Below are 17,247 nucleotides of genomic sequence, written 5' to 3'. Positions count from 1 at the left end.
TTATGTCTCTAACTTAACAGAACTTATGCCCGCCAAAGCAGTTTGAAGTCACATTCTGGTTCTGTAGCAGCTTATCCATTAAGGTTAAAGTTGCAGGAGTACCATCTACATAGTTAGTAAATTTACCCACATCAATATTCAATTTACGTACCACCGCGACATTCGCAAGAGATCCTAAAGCCTCACCCACACTCACATCGATTAAGTTTTCAGGACGTAACAGAAACTCAGAAATTGCAGTTGCTACCTGAGGTAATACGAATGAAATATCAACTTCATCTGTGGTTTTTAACACACCCAATTGAATCGGGTCTTTAAACGATAGCCACCAACCTGGCTTGGCAATATCAGCCGCATCCGCACCTTGCCAATGCACATTCTGACTCTGTAAAGACAAATAACCGCCTGTGCCATTTAATGGAATATTATGGATCATATTCAGAGCTTGGACAAAGGTGATGTCCATATTCAGGTTATCCAGACTCGAACCCGCTCCCATTTGGAAATATGAGTGGTCACCAAGATTTATTCCCAGGAAACTAATTAAAGCTGGAAACTCCACATATAGCTTATCATTGGAAAAATCTGGTGTACCAATCACATCACTTGGCAAAGTTGAACCCGTTAAAGCCTTTGCTAATGGAATCGAAGCGATAGTAGAACGGATATTACTTACAGTTGCTGACTTTAAGCGTTGTCCGGTCACAACAGTCTCAGGCATGGTAAAGTCTACCCGCATGGAAGGCACTGTAATCCCGGTATGGCCATCAGCACCTGGCTTACTGGTAAAAGTACGTGTTTGTCCTAAAGCCTTTAGATTCCCTGAGATTTTTTCATCATTTGCAATACCAAAGGTTCCCGCTTTTGTAACAGACTCACCCGTGGTTTGCGCCATTTTCATATAACCACTAAAACTTTTGAGGCCATCATTCGGATTTTCGATGTTGTCAGTCCCCATGGTTAAGAGTCCGACAATTTTATCTGCACCTAGACGAAAACCGACCACTTCACGGGTAGAGGCACTTCCACCATTTTTAATTGCAAACTCAACAAAGGGATTACTCACACTGGCACTGGTATTAGCACGGTCGCCTGAAAAGACAGGGTTACCCTTATCATCAAGACTGGTATTTAAGCCACTCAATGCCAGGTTAGAAATATCAATATCACAGCCATTAGTATTCCCAATACTGTTATTAGTTCCACCACAACCGAGCTGCAAAGTTTTGATATTAATGTTCAATTCCATTAAAGCTTCAATACTTAGCTTATGAAAGTTAATCCCTTGTGATGAATCATAAGCATTTTCCAAATTTAATAATGCCTGTGCATCAACTGCCGATAAAGCCTCATCGTCTAGGGCTGTCATAGCCATCGCCTGTTGAGTAAGGCCCATTAAAGTGACAATCAAGCTATTCAATATTATTTTTTTCATGAAATCATCCCTTATTTCAGCGCGGTGTAATGCCAAGCGTACTGCGCATGGTTCCGCCTGTGAGTGCAATTGTTGCTATATTCTGCATATTGCCATTTGTGGTCATGGCCATGTTGGTTCTAAACGGCTCGATAATCTTCTGATCTTTATTAAATTTAATTCGATTATCTAAAGTAACAGTATCTTCACTCACGCCTATTTTGGTGATTAATCCTAAATTCCCTTCCATACGATTAAAGTTAATCGCAGAAGTATGAACTGCACCTGTGCTATCTACATCTTCATTAATCAGACTAAAATAACTACCAAGATTATTAACATCACCTTTTTCTGTAGAAGTTAATGTTCGGAACTTAAAGTTTGCATCCAACGATAAATAATTTTCGTCTGCTACATCCAGTCCCGGAATAATCATTAACTCACCACTACCATCAAGCATCATGGCAATTGTTGTTAATACATCGTCGCGTTTAGAAAAATTGTCATCAGGAACAAACTGATCACATTTATTGCCTGATACACAGTTATATTTAGACCCCGGTAATTGCCCAATTGCCACTTCAGCTTTCGCTGCGATCAGCAATTTATCAGCTTTTACATAGATGCCTTCATCCTCATAACCAATCACCCCTTTGGATTCAATAAAGGCATCAATATTTCGAAGGCCAGCATAATAGTTTCGCGCATGGCCATTCTCAACACCACCATCAATTAAAAGAATTGAAGTTGTACTTGGTGCTCCAGTTTTGGCATCCTTTCCATAACCTTCAGTTGATGCCATTACGTTATAGGCAATACCATTCTTGTCACCGTCATATTTTGTACCCGACAAGGCAACATTGGCATTCAGGTTGTAAATTGGAATACCAATTCCCCAAGAACCACTATTCCCGGAAATAACACCAGTATCATTAGAAATAAAATTTGCTTTGGCTGCAATCGACTGGAAATCCATACCCCGTATGGCAATTAGTACAAAGTCCTGATTAGCAGACGTACTGCTTAAAGTTTGCTGCAAAACCGGATTACTTCGTCTAAGCGTTGACTTAATATTGTCATTAACTAAAAATTCTAGGCTCTGTGCCTGAATTGTATTGATATAAATATCGCCAAAATCAATATAAGCATTATTCTTTCCAGTTAATGAACGTAATTCATTAAACTGAACTGCATAGCTTCCTTTACCCGTATGACCAATTTCCAAAGTCGTTGGCTTTAAACCCTGTGCTGCTGCCACTTCCTGATTGGTAAAATCAGCTGATAAACCAAGATGCAAGCCGCCTTCACCTGCGTTATAGCTTGAAACACTACGATCTTGTCGCGTCAGCACACCACCAACTTTATTACTTATATCAAAAGAATTCAGTTTTGATTGATCGGCACCTAACGATAAACGTGCATTACTCACTGCACCCGAAATACCATAGCGCATGATATTTTTTAAATCGCCATCTCCATTCTGATAACGTAAATCAAAGTTTAATCCAGCTGTTTGCGCACCAGTTGTTCCTACGGCCACTGGTTTTAAATTAATTAGATGGTCTTGTGTACCACTTTTACTGGCGAGTACAATTCCTTGTGTCGGGTCTATATACATATAGCCCGTACCAGCGAAGTTAAAATTAAAGTTATCTAGAACTAAGCTATTTGTACCTAAAGTATGTTTAATCGTGGCATCTTGCAAATTAAAATCGATAGTAGCTGTTTCATTCTTATTGAATAAACCTGCTGTCGTCTGAAGCACCATTTTAAATGGGCTATCAATCGCAAGACCTAATTTGCCCAAATTTTGATTTTTTTCGACACAGCTTGTTCCAGCACAATCCTTACTCACAAGTTTAAAATCTGCATTGGCACTAAAGGGAGCTACGCTTGCTTCTAGACGGATCCCTGCACCAGCATCGGTCGCACCGACATCAAACTTAAGCTGGCTTAAAATCGCATTTTGATCTTTGCCTAAGATTTCTACTTTATGCAATCCCAGTCCCATCTTGGTATTTACATCAGCATTCGGGTCATACCAATTGAGCTGTTCAACTTCTACTTTTGATACCTCGTGTGTAATCGTAATACCGTCTTGACCAGTGATATGACCCAATTCTTGTTCTTCAATCAGCTCTAGTGCATAACTATGCTGTGCCAAACAGACACATGCCGTTAATAATTTAATTTGTGATTTTATTTTTTTCATTCTTTCATCCCTATGCTGCATCCATGCAGTTAGCAACGGCTTTGTGCACTCCCTGCTGAGCAGTTAAAGCCAAATATTTTTAAGTTTCCTGACATGTGCATGTTGCCGTGCATATTGAGACCCATAAAGCCCTTCTCACGCCCCCGGTCAAATTCTGGAACATCTGCTGAGGCAGTGGTATATGTACCGTCCGCTTTATAAACACGATTGGTGAAGGTCGTATACTTCTCTGAATTGGCATAGCCTTCTTTATCGCCCTCACCGGTTCCGGTTTCAATAGCCAAAGTATTAAAACCCAAATTTCTGATTTTTAAAGGTTTATCATCATAAAAAGTGATTTTCATGGCTGTTTGAGGATCACCTGCCGCATTAGTAATCGTGGTGCCATCGATAGAAAACTTATCAATTTGCAGGGTGCCTTGTATGCCTTTAAATACCAGCCATTTTTTATTGCCTTGGGCATCGACATGATTGTTAGGAGAAATCGCCAAGCGACAAAACAAGGTGTTAATTCCACAATCTGTTGTTGGCTTGTAATACACTTCTAACTTATTAGCGACCGTTTCAGAAATTTGAGATTTTGTTAAATCAGTAGCGTATTGATGGTTGAGTGACAAGGTCCAGCTTAAATCCGCTCCGCCTTGACCTGTTTCTGCTGTCATTTGCTGCGGATCAAGACTGACCAAGCCGGCTTGTGTCGCTAAAGAAATCCCTAGAACTGTAGCAAGCATTAAATTTTTCAACATTGCCCTATTCCTTTATAGACCTGTAGTTTTTATTTTCAGATGTTGAATCAACACACCATCAATCACTGCTGAACCAAAATTCCTCATTGAATTATCAGTAGCTCCCCTAAATACCACACCAGTTGCATTATTATCATCTTTTGCCTTCAGCATATTGGTATTGGCAATACGTTCAACAGAACCAATGGCGATACTACTGTGAGTTGCATCGCGTCCTTGATACAAGGCAATGCTATCTGAAGCTTGAGCTTTAATTTCAGTACCACACGTATATACATTACATGTAGAGCCTAAAAGTGCTTCTGATCCTAAAAAGCCACCTTTTCCATCTGGATAACGCTGATAAATCCGGTTGTAAATATCTGGAATTTTAGGAATACGTGTCACTTCCAAAATAATATTATTTCCTTCCGAACCCACAACAAAAGGCTGGTACATACTTCCTAGTACCAGGTTGATATTCGGGCTATATAAATACAGTCCCTCGGTATCATGAAATATAGGAGCTGCAGAGCCATTTAAAGCAGGGGTCGGACCATCCCCATCAAGATTATTCTCTTTTGCTGCACTACTAATGCGAATCCCTTTACTGTTCAAATTGTTTGAATCACTGGTCAAAGTAGAGGGATCATCATTAGTATTGAGCCGGATCAGACTCGCCAGGCCCAAGGTTTGACTATATGCAAGATCAGGCGATGTAAGGGTTTGGAATAATCGGACTTGCGAACCGTTCATGCTCAAGCCATTAGCAATAAACTGTGCACGAAAACGTTCAGAAATATCTAAGCCTGAAGTAGGTGCTCCAGTAGCATAATCTACGGTATTACTTGAATTTAAAGAGCGTGAGAAAATATCAGTCCAAAAACCTAGTTTAATATTATTATCTGCTTCATTTGCAGCAACTGTTGCAAGAGGTGCTTCCAAAGCTAGATAGCCAACTTCTTTTCCAGTATCCGTAAACTGTTTTACCGTTTCAGACCCTGCATGGAATAACCATGGATTGCTGGCTGTTCCCCAATTAAATCCCTGATTGCTATAGCGGCTACTGAGCGAGTTATCACTTTTTGATAGAGCCAAACCATAGATAAATACATCAGCCTTCGTACGAAGCGTACTGACTGAGGCACCCATTGCAGCTTCTTTGGCCGCCGTTGTTGCGCTCGCTTTAACCGCCTGCTCCATAGCGGTCACTGCATTTTTTGCCTGAATCAGTGCATACCTATCAGCTTCAATTGCTAATTTTTCTTGTGTCGCATTCTCTACAACTGTAGTAACTCTTGAATCAATAGCATTGGTTCGGGTACCCGCTTGTTGAGTCCAAGTATTATTTAATGGAGTGGTTACCTTGTTTCCATATAACAATTCGATCATTTCATAGGTATTTTTTAATGCATATTCGACAGATTTATCTTTTTGCCATGCAGTTAAAGTATGAGATGTTGTTCCGTCACTTTTTAATCCTGTAATAATTGTACCGTCATAATAATCCTCATAACGCTGCTGATAATATTGCTGCATTAATGTCGAATTACGATATTCTTCCACAATACCACTACGCGCACTTGCACCAATTTCATTACGGATTGCAGTTAAAGTCGCATTATAGTTTTGAGTTTTATAGGTACTAACACTATTGTCATAAGTCGTTTGATAAAGATTGGCATTTGCACTGATACCATTTAAATAGCTACTTGCATACACTCGATCATAGACTTTGTTATAGGCACGCTCACCTAACTGAGCATAGTTCTCTCCAGTCGGAATAATACGAATAAAGCCAGTGTCTGCCTGACCTGGATTGGCAATACCTCGTGCATAGCTTGAACCACTGGAAGCATCATTCGGTGCCTGAAAAACCATTTTAAAGTCATCAAGTACCAGGGCAACACCTTCACCGGTAGTATCAGAAAGAGAAGAATCAGTTAATTCCTGCATTGCATGTGCGGATGGCAATAATCCTAAACCGATCATCATTGCCAAATAGCTTTTACGAAATTGAAATTTAGCTTTTATTTGAGCCATCTCGACCTATCCTTCTTATCTGATGCTCCGCATCTTTATCCTTCAGCTTCCCAGCCTTCAATTTTTGATTTTTATGATGCTTGGCACATCTTTTTTATATATTCATTCTTCATTATGCTTATTTTTAGCAAGATTACCAAAGCCAAAAGACTAAAAACCCCGAGTTTCCGATGAATGAAACAGCAAAAAAATTAGCGAGGCATTAGCCTCGCTTATTAAATGCTTTAAAACTATTAAGCTTTAGGCAAAGTAACGCCTGTCTGCCCTTGGTATTTACCACCACGATCTTTATAGGAGGTTTCACAAACTTCGTCTGATTCGAAGAACAGCATTTGAGCCACACCCTCACCCGCATAAATACGCGCAGGTAGGTTAGTCGTATTCGAAAACTCTAGCGTGACATGACCTTCCCACTCAGGTTCAAGTGGAGTCACATTCACGATAATGCCACAACGTGCATAAGTCGATTTACCCAAGCAAACGGTTAGTACATTTCGTGGAATACGGAAGTATTCGACTGTACGCGCCAAAGCAAATGAGTTGGGTGGAATGATACAAACATCCGATTCAATATCGATAAAGCTTTTTTCGTCAAAGTTTTTCGGATCGACAATTGCAGAGTGCACATTGGTGAATACTTTAAACTCACGCGCACATCGCACGTCATAGCCATAGCTTGAAACACCATAAGAAATCAGCTTTTGACCATTTTCATCCAGACGAATCTGGTTTTCTGCATACGGTTCAATCATGCCGTGTTTTTCGCTCATTTCGCGAATCCAACGATCAGACTTAATTGCCATTGATATAATCCAAAAATCTTAAAAATAAGTAATTGCGACGTACTTTAACTGAAATTGACACTAATGAAAATAAGCGAAATTCTGACAGCTAAATTTCAGGAAATTTAGCTGCTTTTTCAGGTTTAAAGACTGAGGAGTGCTGAATAGGATAAAGGTACAGAAAAGCTCATTAAAATAATGGAAGCGGTCTTTTGTAAGTTCTTTTGATTCAGCCAGCGATTGTTTTTTCTGGCCAATAAGCTACCTAAAAAAGTCCAGAAAAATGCGATAGGAATAAGTAATGCCAAGAATGCCAGCATATAAGTCACATAATATTGACTGCTTTTCCACACAATGACCGGGAAAATAGCCGAAGCAAATAATAATGCCTTAGGATTCAGCAAAGTCGCCAAAAATAGTTCCCGTGCCCGAATCGAAATACATTGAAAATTTTCACCAAGTTCTGCGGTACGCCATAATTTTAAAGCTAAAAATAGAATGTAAGCAGCACTACAGAGTTTGAGGATATGAGGTAATTCCGGTAAATAGACCGAGATTTTACCAATCAAAAAGCCCCAGAATGTAATTGCGATGAGATAGCCGAAAGCTTCTGCGGGAATAAGGCGAAAAGTTTTTCTAAATCCAACTTGAATACCTGACGATGCCAATAAAGTATTGGTTGGGCCCGGTGTTAATAGAATGGCTGCCACTAAACCAATAAATAACCATGAAATCATAGTTTGACCTCGCTCTTAGGTATTAAGCATAAAATAATCCGGTCAAATCTGCAAAAAAATAATTGTAAGAGAACATATTAAAAAATTTTATATTTTCTTATTTTTTAATTAATTTCATATAATTAGATAGAAATACAAGAAATCTTCTTTTCAGTCAATTTTGTCAATTTATAAAGCTATTAGCTCATCATAAAATTGCTATAAAAGTAGAAGTTTCAATAGAGTATTCGGACTTAAAATTCCTGAAATACTAGTCTCTATACCATGAAAGGAAAATTATCCAAAACCTTGAAATCATTATTTCTGGTAACCTTTGATTGAATTTTAACTAACTAAAAATCCCTGCTCTTGCATATGAACTTTGGGCACTTCTATAGAAAGATTTGATGATGGGAGCAACTTTTACCTAACTCCTAATGATTAAATTTCCGCTCTCCATTTAAGATGTCTATCTAGCTCAATTTGCTCAACATATTAATTAAGCAAAATTTCGAAAAAAATGCTATTAAAGGTATTCAGACAAAATAATTGCTGTTAAATTGTACAAAGACAACAATTGATAATTCACATTTTTTAGCATCCAGACGGTTTAGTATATTGTTGTTTTAATTATATTTTAAGAACTACAGAATAATATCAGGAGTCATATATGAATAAATGGATCAAACTTTCAGTTATGAGCTTAGCGTTATCAGGTGTAGTTGCTTGCTCGAATGATAATGCACAAAATAAATCAGATAATCAGGCTGCATCTAGCGAGAGCGTAGCTGCAGATAAACTGCAAACCCGATTTGTCAATATTGCGACAGGCGGTGCCTCAGGTCCTTATAATGTCATCGGGACAGGATTGGCTGAAATCTATAACAAGACCTACGGCGTGAGTTCCAAAACCCAGACCACAGGGGCTTCTGTCGAAAATCTGAATTTGTTGAAACAAAACAAAGTTGAAATGGCTTTTGTCATGAGTGACAGCTTGACTGAAGCGATTAATGGCCAAGGCAGTTTTAGTTCTAAAATTGACAACGTGCAGCAGATCGCTGCGCTTTATCCAAACTATGTACAGATTGTCACTTCAAAACGTTCTGGCATCAAAAATATTGAAGATCTCAAAGGCAAACGTATTGCAGTGGGCGCCCAGAATTCAGGTGTAGAAGTGAATGCCCGTACTCTATTGAACGGTTTTGGTATCACTTATAAGGATGTCAAAGTAGATTACTTAGGTTATGCCGAAGCAGCAGATGCCTTGAAAGGTGGCAAACTGGATGCAGCCTTCCTGACCAGTGGTATTCCAAACTCCTCCCTAATGGAACTGCAACAGGGTTTTGACCTTCAATTGGTCAGCATCAATCCTGATAAAGTGAAAGCGATTGCCAAAGATCAGGCGTATTTCCTGCCAATGACCATTCCAAAAGGTACCTATGGCAATGCTGAGGATATTCCTACAGCTGCGATCATGAATGCGCTGGTGGTTCGTTCTGATCTCTCTACAGATGATGTATATAAGCTAACCAAAACGTTCTTCTCCAGCTTGGATCAACTCGCCAATTCACATCAGGCTGCTAAAGAAATCACATTAGAAGGTGCACAAAAAGGTCTGGTTGCTCCACTGCATCCGGGCGCGCAAAAATTCTATGATGAGAATAAAGCGAACTGATGAAATGGATACAAGGTGCAGCGATTGCTGCACTTTTTAGTTTGGCTGCTTTTTTTATTAGCTGTGTTTGGCTGACATTTTCGTATACTTTTGTGGAAGTGAAAGAGCAAAATTTTCAGTGCAAAATTGACCAGAAATCTTTTCAGCTGAGCTGGATGCATTCGGTAGAAAGAACACAGTGGAAAGAACGTTATCTTCTAGACAAGGACCATTTCATTCTGACAGATACTCAGTTCATTTCATTTGGTGCGGGTACACCTGATCAAGGTACTATTACTCGACAGGATGATGGCAATATCCATATGCAAATCAACCGGAAGATGAAAGAAATCAATTGGGTGATTTCACGCAGAATGCAGGGAAAAATTGAGAGTGCTGATCGTATCTGGAATATTTATCAGGATTTTCCCGACTATAGTACGGTACAACTTTCCATAAAAAGAGACAGCCTATGGAAAAAAAGAGGTTTAAATGATTGCCTATGAATCCACAAGAAACAAGAAATGTGACCGAAGCACTGGATGATCAACAGCAACAAGAATTATTAGAAAAATTTGACCGTGAATCTGTCACTCGCAATCCGATCAACAAATCGGTTCGCTGGTTTATTGCTGCCTTGGCAATATCCTATTCGTTATTTCATCTTTATATTACTTTTAATCCCTTACCCGAATTGATTCAACGTGCAGCGCACGTATCGATCGGTCTGGCGCTGATTTTCCTGCTATATCCAGCACGTCAGGCCAGTAGCCGGCAAAAGGTCGCATGGACGGACTGGATTTGGGTCATTGCCTCTTTTGCTTCTTTCTTTTATCTGTTTAAAGAATACCAAGCCATTATGACCACCCGAGGAGGCATTCCCAATACGCTGGACATTGTCTTCTCGATTATGACGGTAGTATTGGTGGTTGAGGCTGCTCGACGGGTAATGGGCTGGATGCTGCCGATCCTGGGACTGATTTTCTTGAGTTATCCATTTGTCAGTCATTTTGACTGGATGCCGGATCGCTTGCTGACTCGACCCTATACATTCAGTGATATTTTCGGGCAAATGTACCTAAAAACTGAAGGTTTATATTCTTCAGCTATTGGCGCTTCGGTCACATTCATTTTTTTATTTATCCTGTTTGGCGCATTTCTGGCGAAATCAGGAATGGGAAAATTATTTAATGATCTCGCCATGGCACTTGCCGGTCATAAGCAAGGTGGGCCAGCCAAAGTTGCGGTAATTTCCAGCGGTTTTATGGGCAGTATCAATGGGACAGCGGTTGCCAATGTGGTGGGAACCGGTTCATTTACCATTCCTTTAATGAAAAAAATTGGCTATCACAAAAACTTTGCCGGTGCAGTGGAAGCCAGTGCTTCTGTAGGTGGGCAGATCTTGCCGCCAGTAATGGGTGCCAGTGCCTTCATCATGGCAGAAACCACGGGTGTCAGTTATGGCACGATTGCCTTAGCTGCGGTATTACCTGCCCTGCTGTATTATCTCGGTGTGATGGCACAAGTCCATTTCAGAGCTGGCCGGGATCACCTGAAAGGTGTTCCCAAAGCTGACCTACCACGGGTCAAAGAAGTTCTGAAAGAACGAGGACATTTATTATTTCCGATCGTTGCTTTGGTGTTCTTCTTATTTCAATCCATTCCGGTTAGCTATGCGGCTGTGTATACGATTTTATTGACTATCGTGGTTGCAGCATTCAGAAAATCGACCCGCATGGGACCTAAAGAAATTCTGGAAGCGCTGGCAGATGGTGCCAAACAGTCACTTTCCGTGATGGCGGCCTGTGCGGTCGTGGGTATTATTATTGGTGTGGTGAGCTTGACCAGTTTTGGCTCGGTGATGACTTCTTCGATCATGAGCATTGGTGCCGGCAGTCTGTTTCTGACCCTTTTCTTTACCATGATTGCATCGATGATTCTAGGTATGGGCCTACCATCCATTCCTGCCTATATCATTACCGCAACCATGGCAGCTCCGGCTTTAGCCAACTTTGATATTCCAATCTTGGTTGCGCACATGTTCGTGTTCTATTTTGGCCTGTTTGCTAATATTACCCCTCCCGTCGCCTTAGCCGCCTTTGCCGGTGCCGGAATTGCCGGGGGTGACCCAATGCGGACTGGATTCCTGGCGCTGCGCCTATCCCTAGCCGGATTTATTGTGCCGTTCCTATTTGTGTATAACCCGGCGATGCTGATGATTGACACAACAAATATTGCAGTTAATGCTAAAGAATTCGCCTTACCGGCATGGAATGTCATTTTAAGCATTACCGTGACATCCATTGTCGGCATTCTGGCACTTGGCGCTGCAGTAGAAGGCTACTTTAAAACCGCGATGAATTGGTTCTGGCGCATCTTCCTGGGGGTGGGCGCACTCATGATGATTGTGCCTGAGACCATGACGGATATTATCGGCACCATCATGGTAATTATTGCGATTGGCTTTAATATCATTCAGGCAAGAAAAGAAAATACAGTCACGACTAAAACCTCATAAAAAAAGAGAGCCTCGGCTCTCTTTTTTTCACTATAGAATCTTAGAAAATACGAGTTTTATCTTTTTCTGCTTTTGGCAATTTTGCTGCAATTTTCTGAGCAATGGCCATGTAGCTTTCAGCAGCATCATCTCCAGCAATCACTGAAGGCTTACCGGCATCGGCATTTTCACGAATCACTGCATTCAAAGGCAAACGACCGAGCAATGGAATATTGTATTGCTCTGACAGTTTATCACCGCCACCTGTACCAAAGATCTGTTCTTCGTGACCGCAATTTGAACAGATATGGGTAGACATGTTTTCGACTACACCCATCACTGGAATCTGCACACGATTGAACAGTTCAATGCCTTTGGTCGCATCCAGCAATGCCACGTTTTGTGGTGTGGTGACGATCACAGCACCTGTGACTGGAATACGCTGAGCGAGCGTTAACTGGATATCACCTGTACCTGGTGGCATGTCGATCATCAATACATCCAGATCTGGCCATAAGGTTTGATTGAATAGCTGCATCAAGGCGCCCGTTGCTTTAGGACCTCGCCAAGCAACGGGCGTATTGTTATCACCCGTTAAGTGCCCAATTGACAGCACTGCCATACCATACGCATCGAGTGGAACAAACTGCTCGGCTTCGATCATCGGGGTTTTGCCGGCATTGCCGAGCATCGTCGGAATACTTGGACCATAAATATCTGCATCCAGTACACCCACTTTCAAACCTAATTTTTGCAAAGCCAAAGCCAGGTTTACAGTTGTTGTAGATTTACCAACACCACCCTTGCCGGAAGAGACCAGAATCACATTCTGAATACGTGGATGCTTCGGCACATCGCGTTGCTGTGGGGCAGCTTTCTGGATCGGTGGATTATTTGGGTCAGCTTCTGCTTGGACTGCGCTGCCTGAAGCATCAACTACAGGTGGCAGGTTCGATTTTGAGGCAGCAGTTTGCGGCTGGCTGGAATAGCTCTCGCCTTCTGCATGATGATGTCCACAACCACCTTCTTTTTTATGGCCCGTCTTTTGCTGAATCACATGCAGGTTTAGTTCTTTGATGCCGCATTTCTCTAGCGCATCCGCCAGTTCATCATGAATCTGCTGTAACTGCTCTTTTTCTTCCGGATAGGTATTAATGGTGATCTGTAGTATCTCACCTTGCACATTGACCTGAGTAATCCGGTCTTTCAGTGCATTGGTAGAATTTGGCAAGACATAGTTTTGCAGTACGTTCTGCACAGCTTCTTCGTTCACCTCCTTGGAAGGCGAAAAAACCGATTTAAGCGAAGAAAGCCAGGACATAGGTTACTCCAAAAATATAGATAGACATCTGAATAGCTTAGTTTAACGAGGTTTTTGGCTCAGGTTAAGCAATCTGTATTCAGAAGCCTGAAAGACGAATATGATTTCCAACTATTTTACTTGGTTTTAAATGATTGCAGGGAAGAAAATTTATAAAGTGAACATCATCTCTTATTTATTATTTTATATTATTGATATTTAAAATTTTAAATAAAATTAACTAGATAGTATGCATTAAAAAGCCACTTCATTCAAATACTGAATGAAGTGGCTTTCAACATGAAATGATTATTTATGATTTTTATCTTGGTCAGTCTTGTTTTGCCCAGATTGATCAGCTTTATCCTGATCCTTTTTAGCATCATCTTTATTATTAGTCTGATCTGAATTTTGGTCCTTATCCTTAGCATCCTTAGAAGAAGAATCCTGATCCTGCTTTTTAGAATCATCTGACTGAGACTGGTCATCGCCTTTCATTTTAGTCATGGTTTCAGCCGCCATCTGTTTCAACTCATTCAGTTTCGTAGCAGCTTCATTCACCAACTCACTAATTTTGACTTTGGTATCTTCAAACTTGTGTAGCGCTTCATCTTTTAAATTTGCCATACGATCCTGGTCAGCCTGATTTGCTGATTTATCTCCAGAACTTTGATCTTGAGCCTTTTTCGAATCATCTGAACCTTGCTCACCATTTTTCTGGCTGTCTGATTTGCCATTTTTTAGCTCATTCAGAATTTTCTCGCCTTTTTGCAACAGCTCTTCACCGATCGCGATGGCTTTCGCTTTTAAGTCATCCATTTTGGTACTTTCAGCTTTCTTATCTGATTGATTACCATGATTAGATTGGTCATTTTTAGACGCATCTTTTTGCTCTGATTGCTGATGATCAGATGCTTTAGAGTCTTGCTGATGATCAGACTTTTCATCAGCACCATTTTTTTGGGCTTCTAGGACTTCTTCATGCTTCTGCTTATGCTGTTTATCAATCTCGTTCTGCTTTTGCTCTTGTTCAATCTTGTCATGCAGCTCTCGTGCATGTCGTTCTTTATCTTGATTCTGTTTTGAAGTACTTGTCTGGTTATTCTGAGTCATGAGTACCCTCCTAAGGCGTCATAATAAAAATGATCAGCCAAATTTTTAGCACAAAGCACGCAATGACGTAGGTGAATTAAGCAAACTGCAACAAAGCCTGTACATGTTGTTGCTATTGCTTGCAGGAAGTAGCATCAACTTATCTCAACCGAATTTTTAAGGGTCAATTACCCGTCTATAGCCTGTTTTTGTATTCTGAATATTCAGCCTGATTTATTCCTAACGCTTCTGTAAAAGCATTTCTTTGTAATCCCTTCTGCATCATGTAAAATTATGGTCCATTGCATAATGAATACGAATGAGAGAGTGAATCCGTGCGTAAAATCCTAGTCACCAATGCCCTTCCTTACGCCAATGGCCCGATTCATATGGGTCACTTACTCGGCTATATCCAGGCTGATATATGGGTACGTGCGATGCGTGCAATGGGTCATGACGTGACGTATGTCTGTGCGGATGATGCTCATGGTACAGCGATCATGCTGCGTGCTGAGGCAAATGGCATTTCACCTGAAGCACAGATCGCCAATGTGCAAAAAGAACACATTCGTGACTTTGACGGTTTCGGTGTGCATTTCGATCATTATGACTCTACCCACAGTGATACCAACCGCGCCCGCGCTTCAGAAATCTATATCAAAAACCGTGAAGCCGGCAATATCGCAGTTCGCCCTGTAACTCAGTTATTTGATCCTGAAAAAGGCATGTTCCTGTCAGACCGTTTTATTAAGGGTACATGCCCAAAATGTAAGGCGGAAGATCAATACGGCGATTCATGTGAAGTTTGCGGTACAACTTACAACGCGACTGAATTATTAAATCCAAAATCGACTTTAAGCGGCGCGACTCCTGTTGAGAAATCTTCGGATCATTACTTCTTTAAACTGCCAAATTTTGGTGAATACCTGCAAAAATGGACCCGTGACGAAGGCCGTCTACCCGTATCTATCGCCAACAAACTGGATGAATGGTTTGACAATGGCTTGAATGACTGGGACATCTCACGTGATGCACCGTATTTCGGCTTTGAAATTCCAGATGCGCCAAACAAATATTTCTATGTGTGGGTGGATGCGCCAATCGGCTATATGTCGAGCTTCGAGAATTACATCAAAACTAAACGTCCTGATTTAAGCTTCGATGATTTTTGGAAAAAAGATTCTAAAAATGAAGTCTATCACTTCATTGGTAAAGACATCGTTTACTTCCATGCCCTGTTCTGGCCTGCAATGCTGGAAGGTGCAGACTACCGCACCCCAACCGGTTTATTCGTGAATGGCTTCCTGACTGTGAATGGTCAGAAGATGTCGAAATCACGTGGTACCTTCATTAAAGCTGAAACTTATTTACAGCATTTGAACCCTGAATACCTGCGTTATTACTTTGCTTCTAAACTTTCTGACAAGGTAGAAGACTCTGACCTGAATCTGGATGATTTCGTTCAGAAAGTGAATTCGGACCTTGTAGGTAAAGTAGTTAATATTGCCAGCCGTTGTGCAAAATTCATCAATACCAAGTTTGATAACAAGTTAAGTGCAACTTGTGCCGAGCCTGAACTGGTTCAAAGCTTTATTGATGCTGGCGATTCGATTGCCAAAGCTTATGAAACTCGTGAATTCTCGGCAGCGATCCGTGAAATCATGGCGCTTGCAGATAAAGCCAACCAGTACATCGATGAGAAAAAACCTTGGGCTTTAGCGAAAATCGAAGGCGAAGAACAGCAAGTTCATGACGTGTGTTCTGTGGGTATCAACCTGTTCCGTCAATTGGCTGTGTATTTAGCTCCAGTCCTTCCAACTTTGGCTGCTCAAGTTCAGGACTTCCTTACACTGGCTTCTTTCGACTTTTCTTCTCGTACAGACATCTTAACTGGTCATGAAATTGCATTGTTCCAGCCATTGATGCAACGTGTTGATCCGAAAGCTGTGGCTGCAATGGTCGATGCCTCTAAAGATTCTTTAGCTGCGCCTGCTGCTGAAGCACCGAAAGCTGAGAAGAAAAAAGAGAAAGCCAAAGAGAAGAAAGCTGAACCTAAAGTAGGCGAAGCTGAAATCATCACCATTGATGACTTCATCAAAGTTGACCTGCGTGTAGCGGAAGTTCTAGAAGCTGCAATCGTTGAAGGTTCTGATAAACTTCTTCAATTGACTTTAAATGTCGGTGAAGCTGAACCACGTAACGTATTTAGCGGTATCCGTGAGTTCTATAAACCGGAAGATCTGAAAGGCAAACTGGTGGTGATGGTCGCTAACCTTGCTCCACGTAAAATGCGTTTTGGTATCTCAAACGGTATGGTACTTGCGGCTGGTAATGGCGAAGGTGTTTGGGTGATTTCACCTGAATCTGGCGCTAAACCGGGTGATAAAGTGTCTTGAGATTTAGGTCTTAGATAGAAGAAGAGCCTCTACTGATGTAGGGGCTTTTTTATACCTTTAAGTTCCCTCTCCTTTTTTAAAGGAGAGGGTTAGGGAGAGGATTTATTGAATCACTGCCCCATATTCTTTTTATAAAACACAATTCTTCTGCTCAGGCATTGACTTACTTTTGAAAGATCAAAAGTAAGGCAGATAACAAAATAGTGGTCATAGCCCTCATCCCAACCTTCTCCCAAAGGGTGATGGAGCTTTCAATAGAGTTTTAAAATTTATATCAATCAATAAATCAAATAGCACTTATTTATCAAGGAAAAATTCCCAGATGACATAGCCAATGCCGAAGCCCAGCAATGAATATAAGGTAATAATGAAAAATACAAATGCTGCATTATTTTTCTTTTTCCAAAAACTCATAG

At 40.9% G+C, this 17,247-nt stretch carries 13 protein-coding genes; 4 read left to right on the top strand and 9 right to left on the bottom strand.

Features of this window, described 5'->3' with window-relative positions; genetic code table 11:
* Positions 1-13: 13 nt before the first annotated feature.
* The 6 genes from AC4MCC_RS03565 to AC4MCC_RS03540 form a co-directional block, all read right to left on the bottom strand.
* Positions 14-1,435, bottom strand: coding sequence for a hypothetical protein (locus AC4MCC_RS03565; protein ID WP_180159255.1), 1,422 nt, complete (start codon positions 1,433-1,435; stop codon positions 14-16).
* A gap of 16 nt (positions 1,436-1,451) precedes the next feature.
* Positions 1,452-3,626, bottom strand: coding sequence for a DUF6160 family protein (locus AC4MCC_RS03560; RefSeq protein WP_491885693.1), 2,175 nt, complete (start codon positions 3,624-3,626; stop codon positions 1,452-1,454).
* A gap of 29 nt (positions 3,627-3,655) precedes the next feature.
* On the bottom strand, positions 3,656-4,372 hold the full coding sequence (locus tag AC4MCC_RS03555) for a hypothetical protein (RefSeq protein WP_419364583.1): 717 nt from the start codon (positions 4,370-4,372) through the stop codon (positions 3,656-3,658).
* 12 nt (positions 4,373-4,384) lie between these two features.
* Positions 4,385-6,394: a hypothetical protein gene (locus AC4MCC_RS03550; RefSeq protein ID WP_419364585.1), complete on the bottom strand. Its 2,010-nt coding sequence runs from the start codon at positions 6,392-6,394 to the stop codon at positions 4,385-4,387.
* A gap of 233 nt (positions 6,395-6,627) precedes the next feature.
* A complete protein-coding gene (gene dcd / locus AC4MCC_RS03545) occupies positions 6,628-7,197 on the bottom strand; it encodes a dCTP deaminase (RefSeq protein ID WP_004785008.1) in 570 nt (189 codons plus the stop codon).
* Between the two features lie 122 nt (positions 7,198-7,319).
* The gene (locus AC4MCC_RS03540; RefSeq protein ID WP_034701986.1) at positions 7,320-7,913 is read right to left on the bottom strand and encodes a LysE family translocator; all 594 of its coding nucleotides are present in this window, start codon (positions 7,911-7,913) and stop codon (positions 7,320-7,322) included.
* A 649-nt stretch (positions 7,914-8,562) separates the two neighbouring features.
* Here AC4MCC_RS03540 and AC4MCC_RS03535 point away from each other — a divergent pair.
* The 3 genes from AC4MCC_RS03535 to AC4MCC_RS03525 are packed head-to-tail and all read left to right on the top strand — an operon-like array spanning position 8,563 to position 12,064.
* Positions 8,563-9,567 (top strand): TAXI family TRAP transporter solute-binding subunit, encoded by a 1,005-nt coding sequence (locus AC4MCC_RS03535; protein WP_419364589.1) that lies wholly within the window; start codon positions 8,563-8,565, stop codon positions 9,565-9,567.
* Entirely contained in the window at positions 9,567-10,052 is a 486-nt protein-coding gene (locus tag AC4MCC_RS03530; protein WP_491885692.1) for a DUF1850 domain-containing protein, read from the top strand. The genes AC4MCC_RS03535 and AC4MCC_RS03530 overlap by 1 nt, the downstream gene beginning before the upstream one ends.
* Entirely contained in the window at positions 10,049-12,064 is a 2,016-nt protein-coding gene (locus AC4MCC_RS03525) for a TRAP transporter permease (RefSeq protein ID WP_419364593.1), read from the top strand. The genes AC4MCC_RS03530 and AC4MCC_RS03525 overlap by 4 nt, the downstream gene beginning before the upstream one ends.
* A gap of 40 nt (positions 12,065-12,104) precedes the next feature.
* On the opposite strand, the gene apbC is transcribed toward AC4MCC_RS03525, so the two are convergent.
* Positions 12,105-13,364: an iron-sulfur cluster carrier protein ApbC gene (apbC, locus tag AC4MCC_RS03520; RefSeq protein ID WP_491885691.1), complete on the bottom strand. Its 1,260-nt coding sequence runs from the start codon at positions 13,362-13,364 to the stop codon at positions 12,105-12,107.
* Between the two features lie 288 nt (positions 13,365-13,652).
* Positions 13,653-14,456 (bottom strand): hypothetical protein, encoded by an 804-nt coding sequence (locus AC4MCC_RS03515; RefSeq protein WP_491885690.1) that lies wholly within the window; start codon positions 14,454-14,456, stop codon positions 13,653-13,655.
* Between the two features lie 314 nt (positions 14,457-14,770).
* Between AC4MCC_RS03515 and metG the strand changes: the two genes are divergently transcribed.
* Complete coding sequence (metG, locus tag AC4MCC_RS03510) at positions 14,771-16,831, top strand: methionine--tRNA ligase (RefSeq protein ID WP_419364599.1); 2,061 nt, start codon at positions 14,771-14,773, stop codon at positions 16,829-16,831.
* 297 nt (positions 16,832-17,128) lie between these two features.
* On the opposite strand, the gene AC4MCC_RS03505 is transcribed toward metG, so the two are convergent.
* Complete coding sequence (locus tag AC4MCC_RS03505; RefSeq protein ID WP_373683639.1) at positions 17,129-17,245, bottom strand: hypothetical protein; 117 nt, start codon at positions 17,243-17,245, stop codon at positions 17,129-17,131.
* Positions 17,246-17,247: the final 2 nt, after the last annotated feature.

The organism is Acinetobacter sp. CAU_H_56 (genome assembly GCF_058599425.1).
This window is presented reverse-complemented; position numbering and strand designations above follow the sequence as displayed.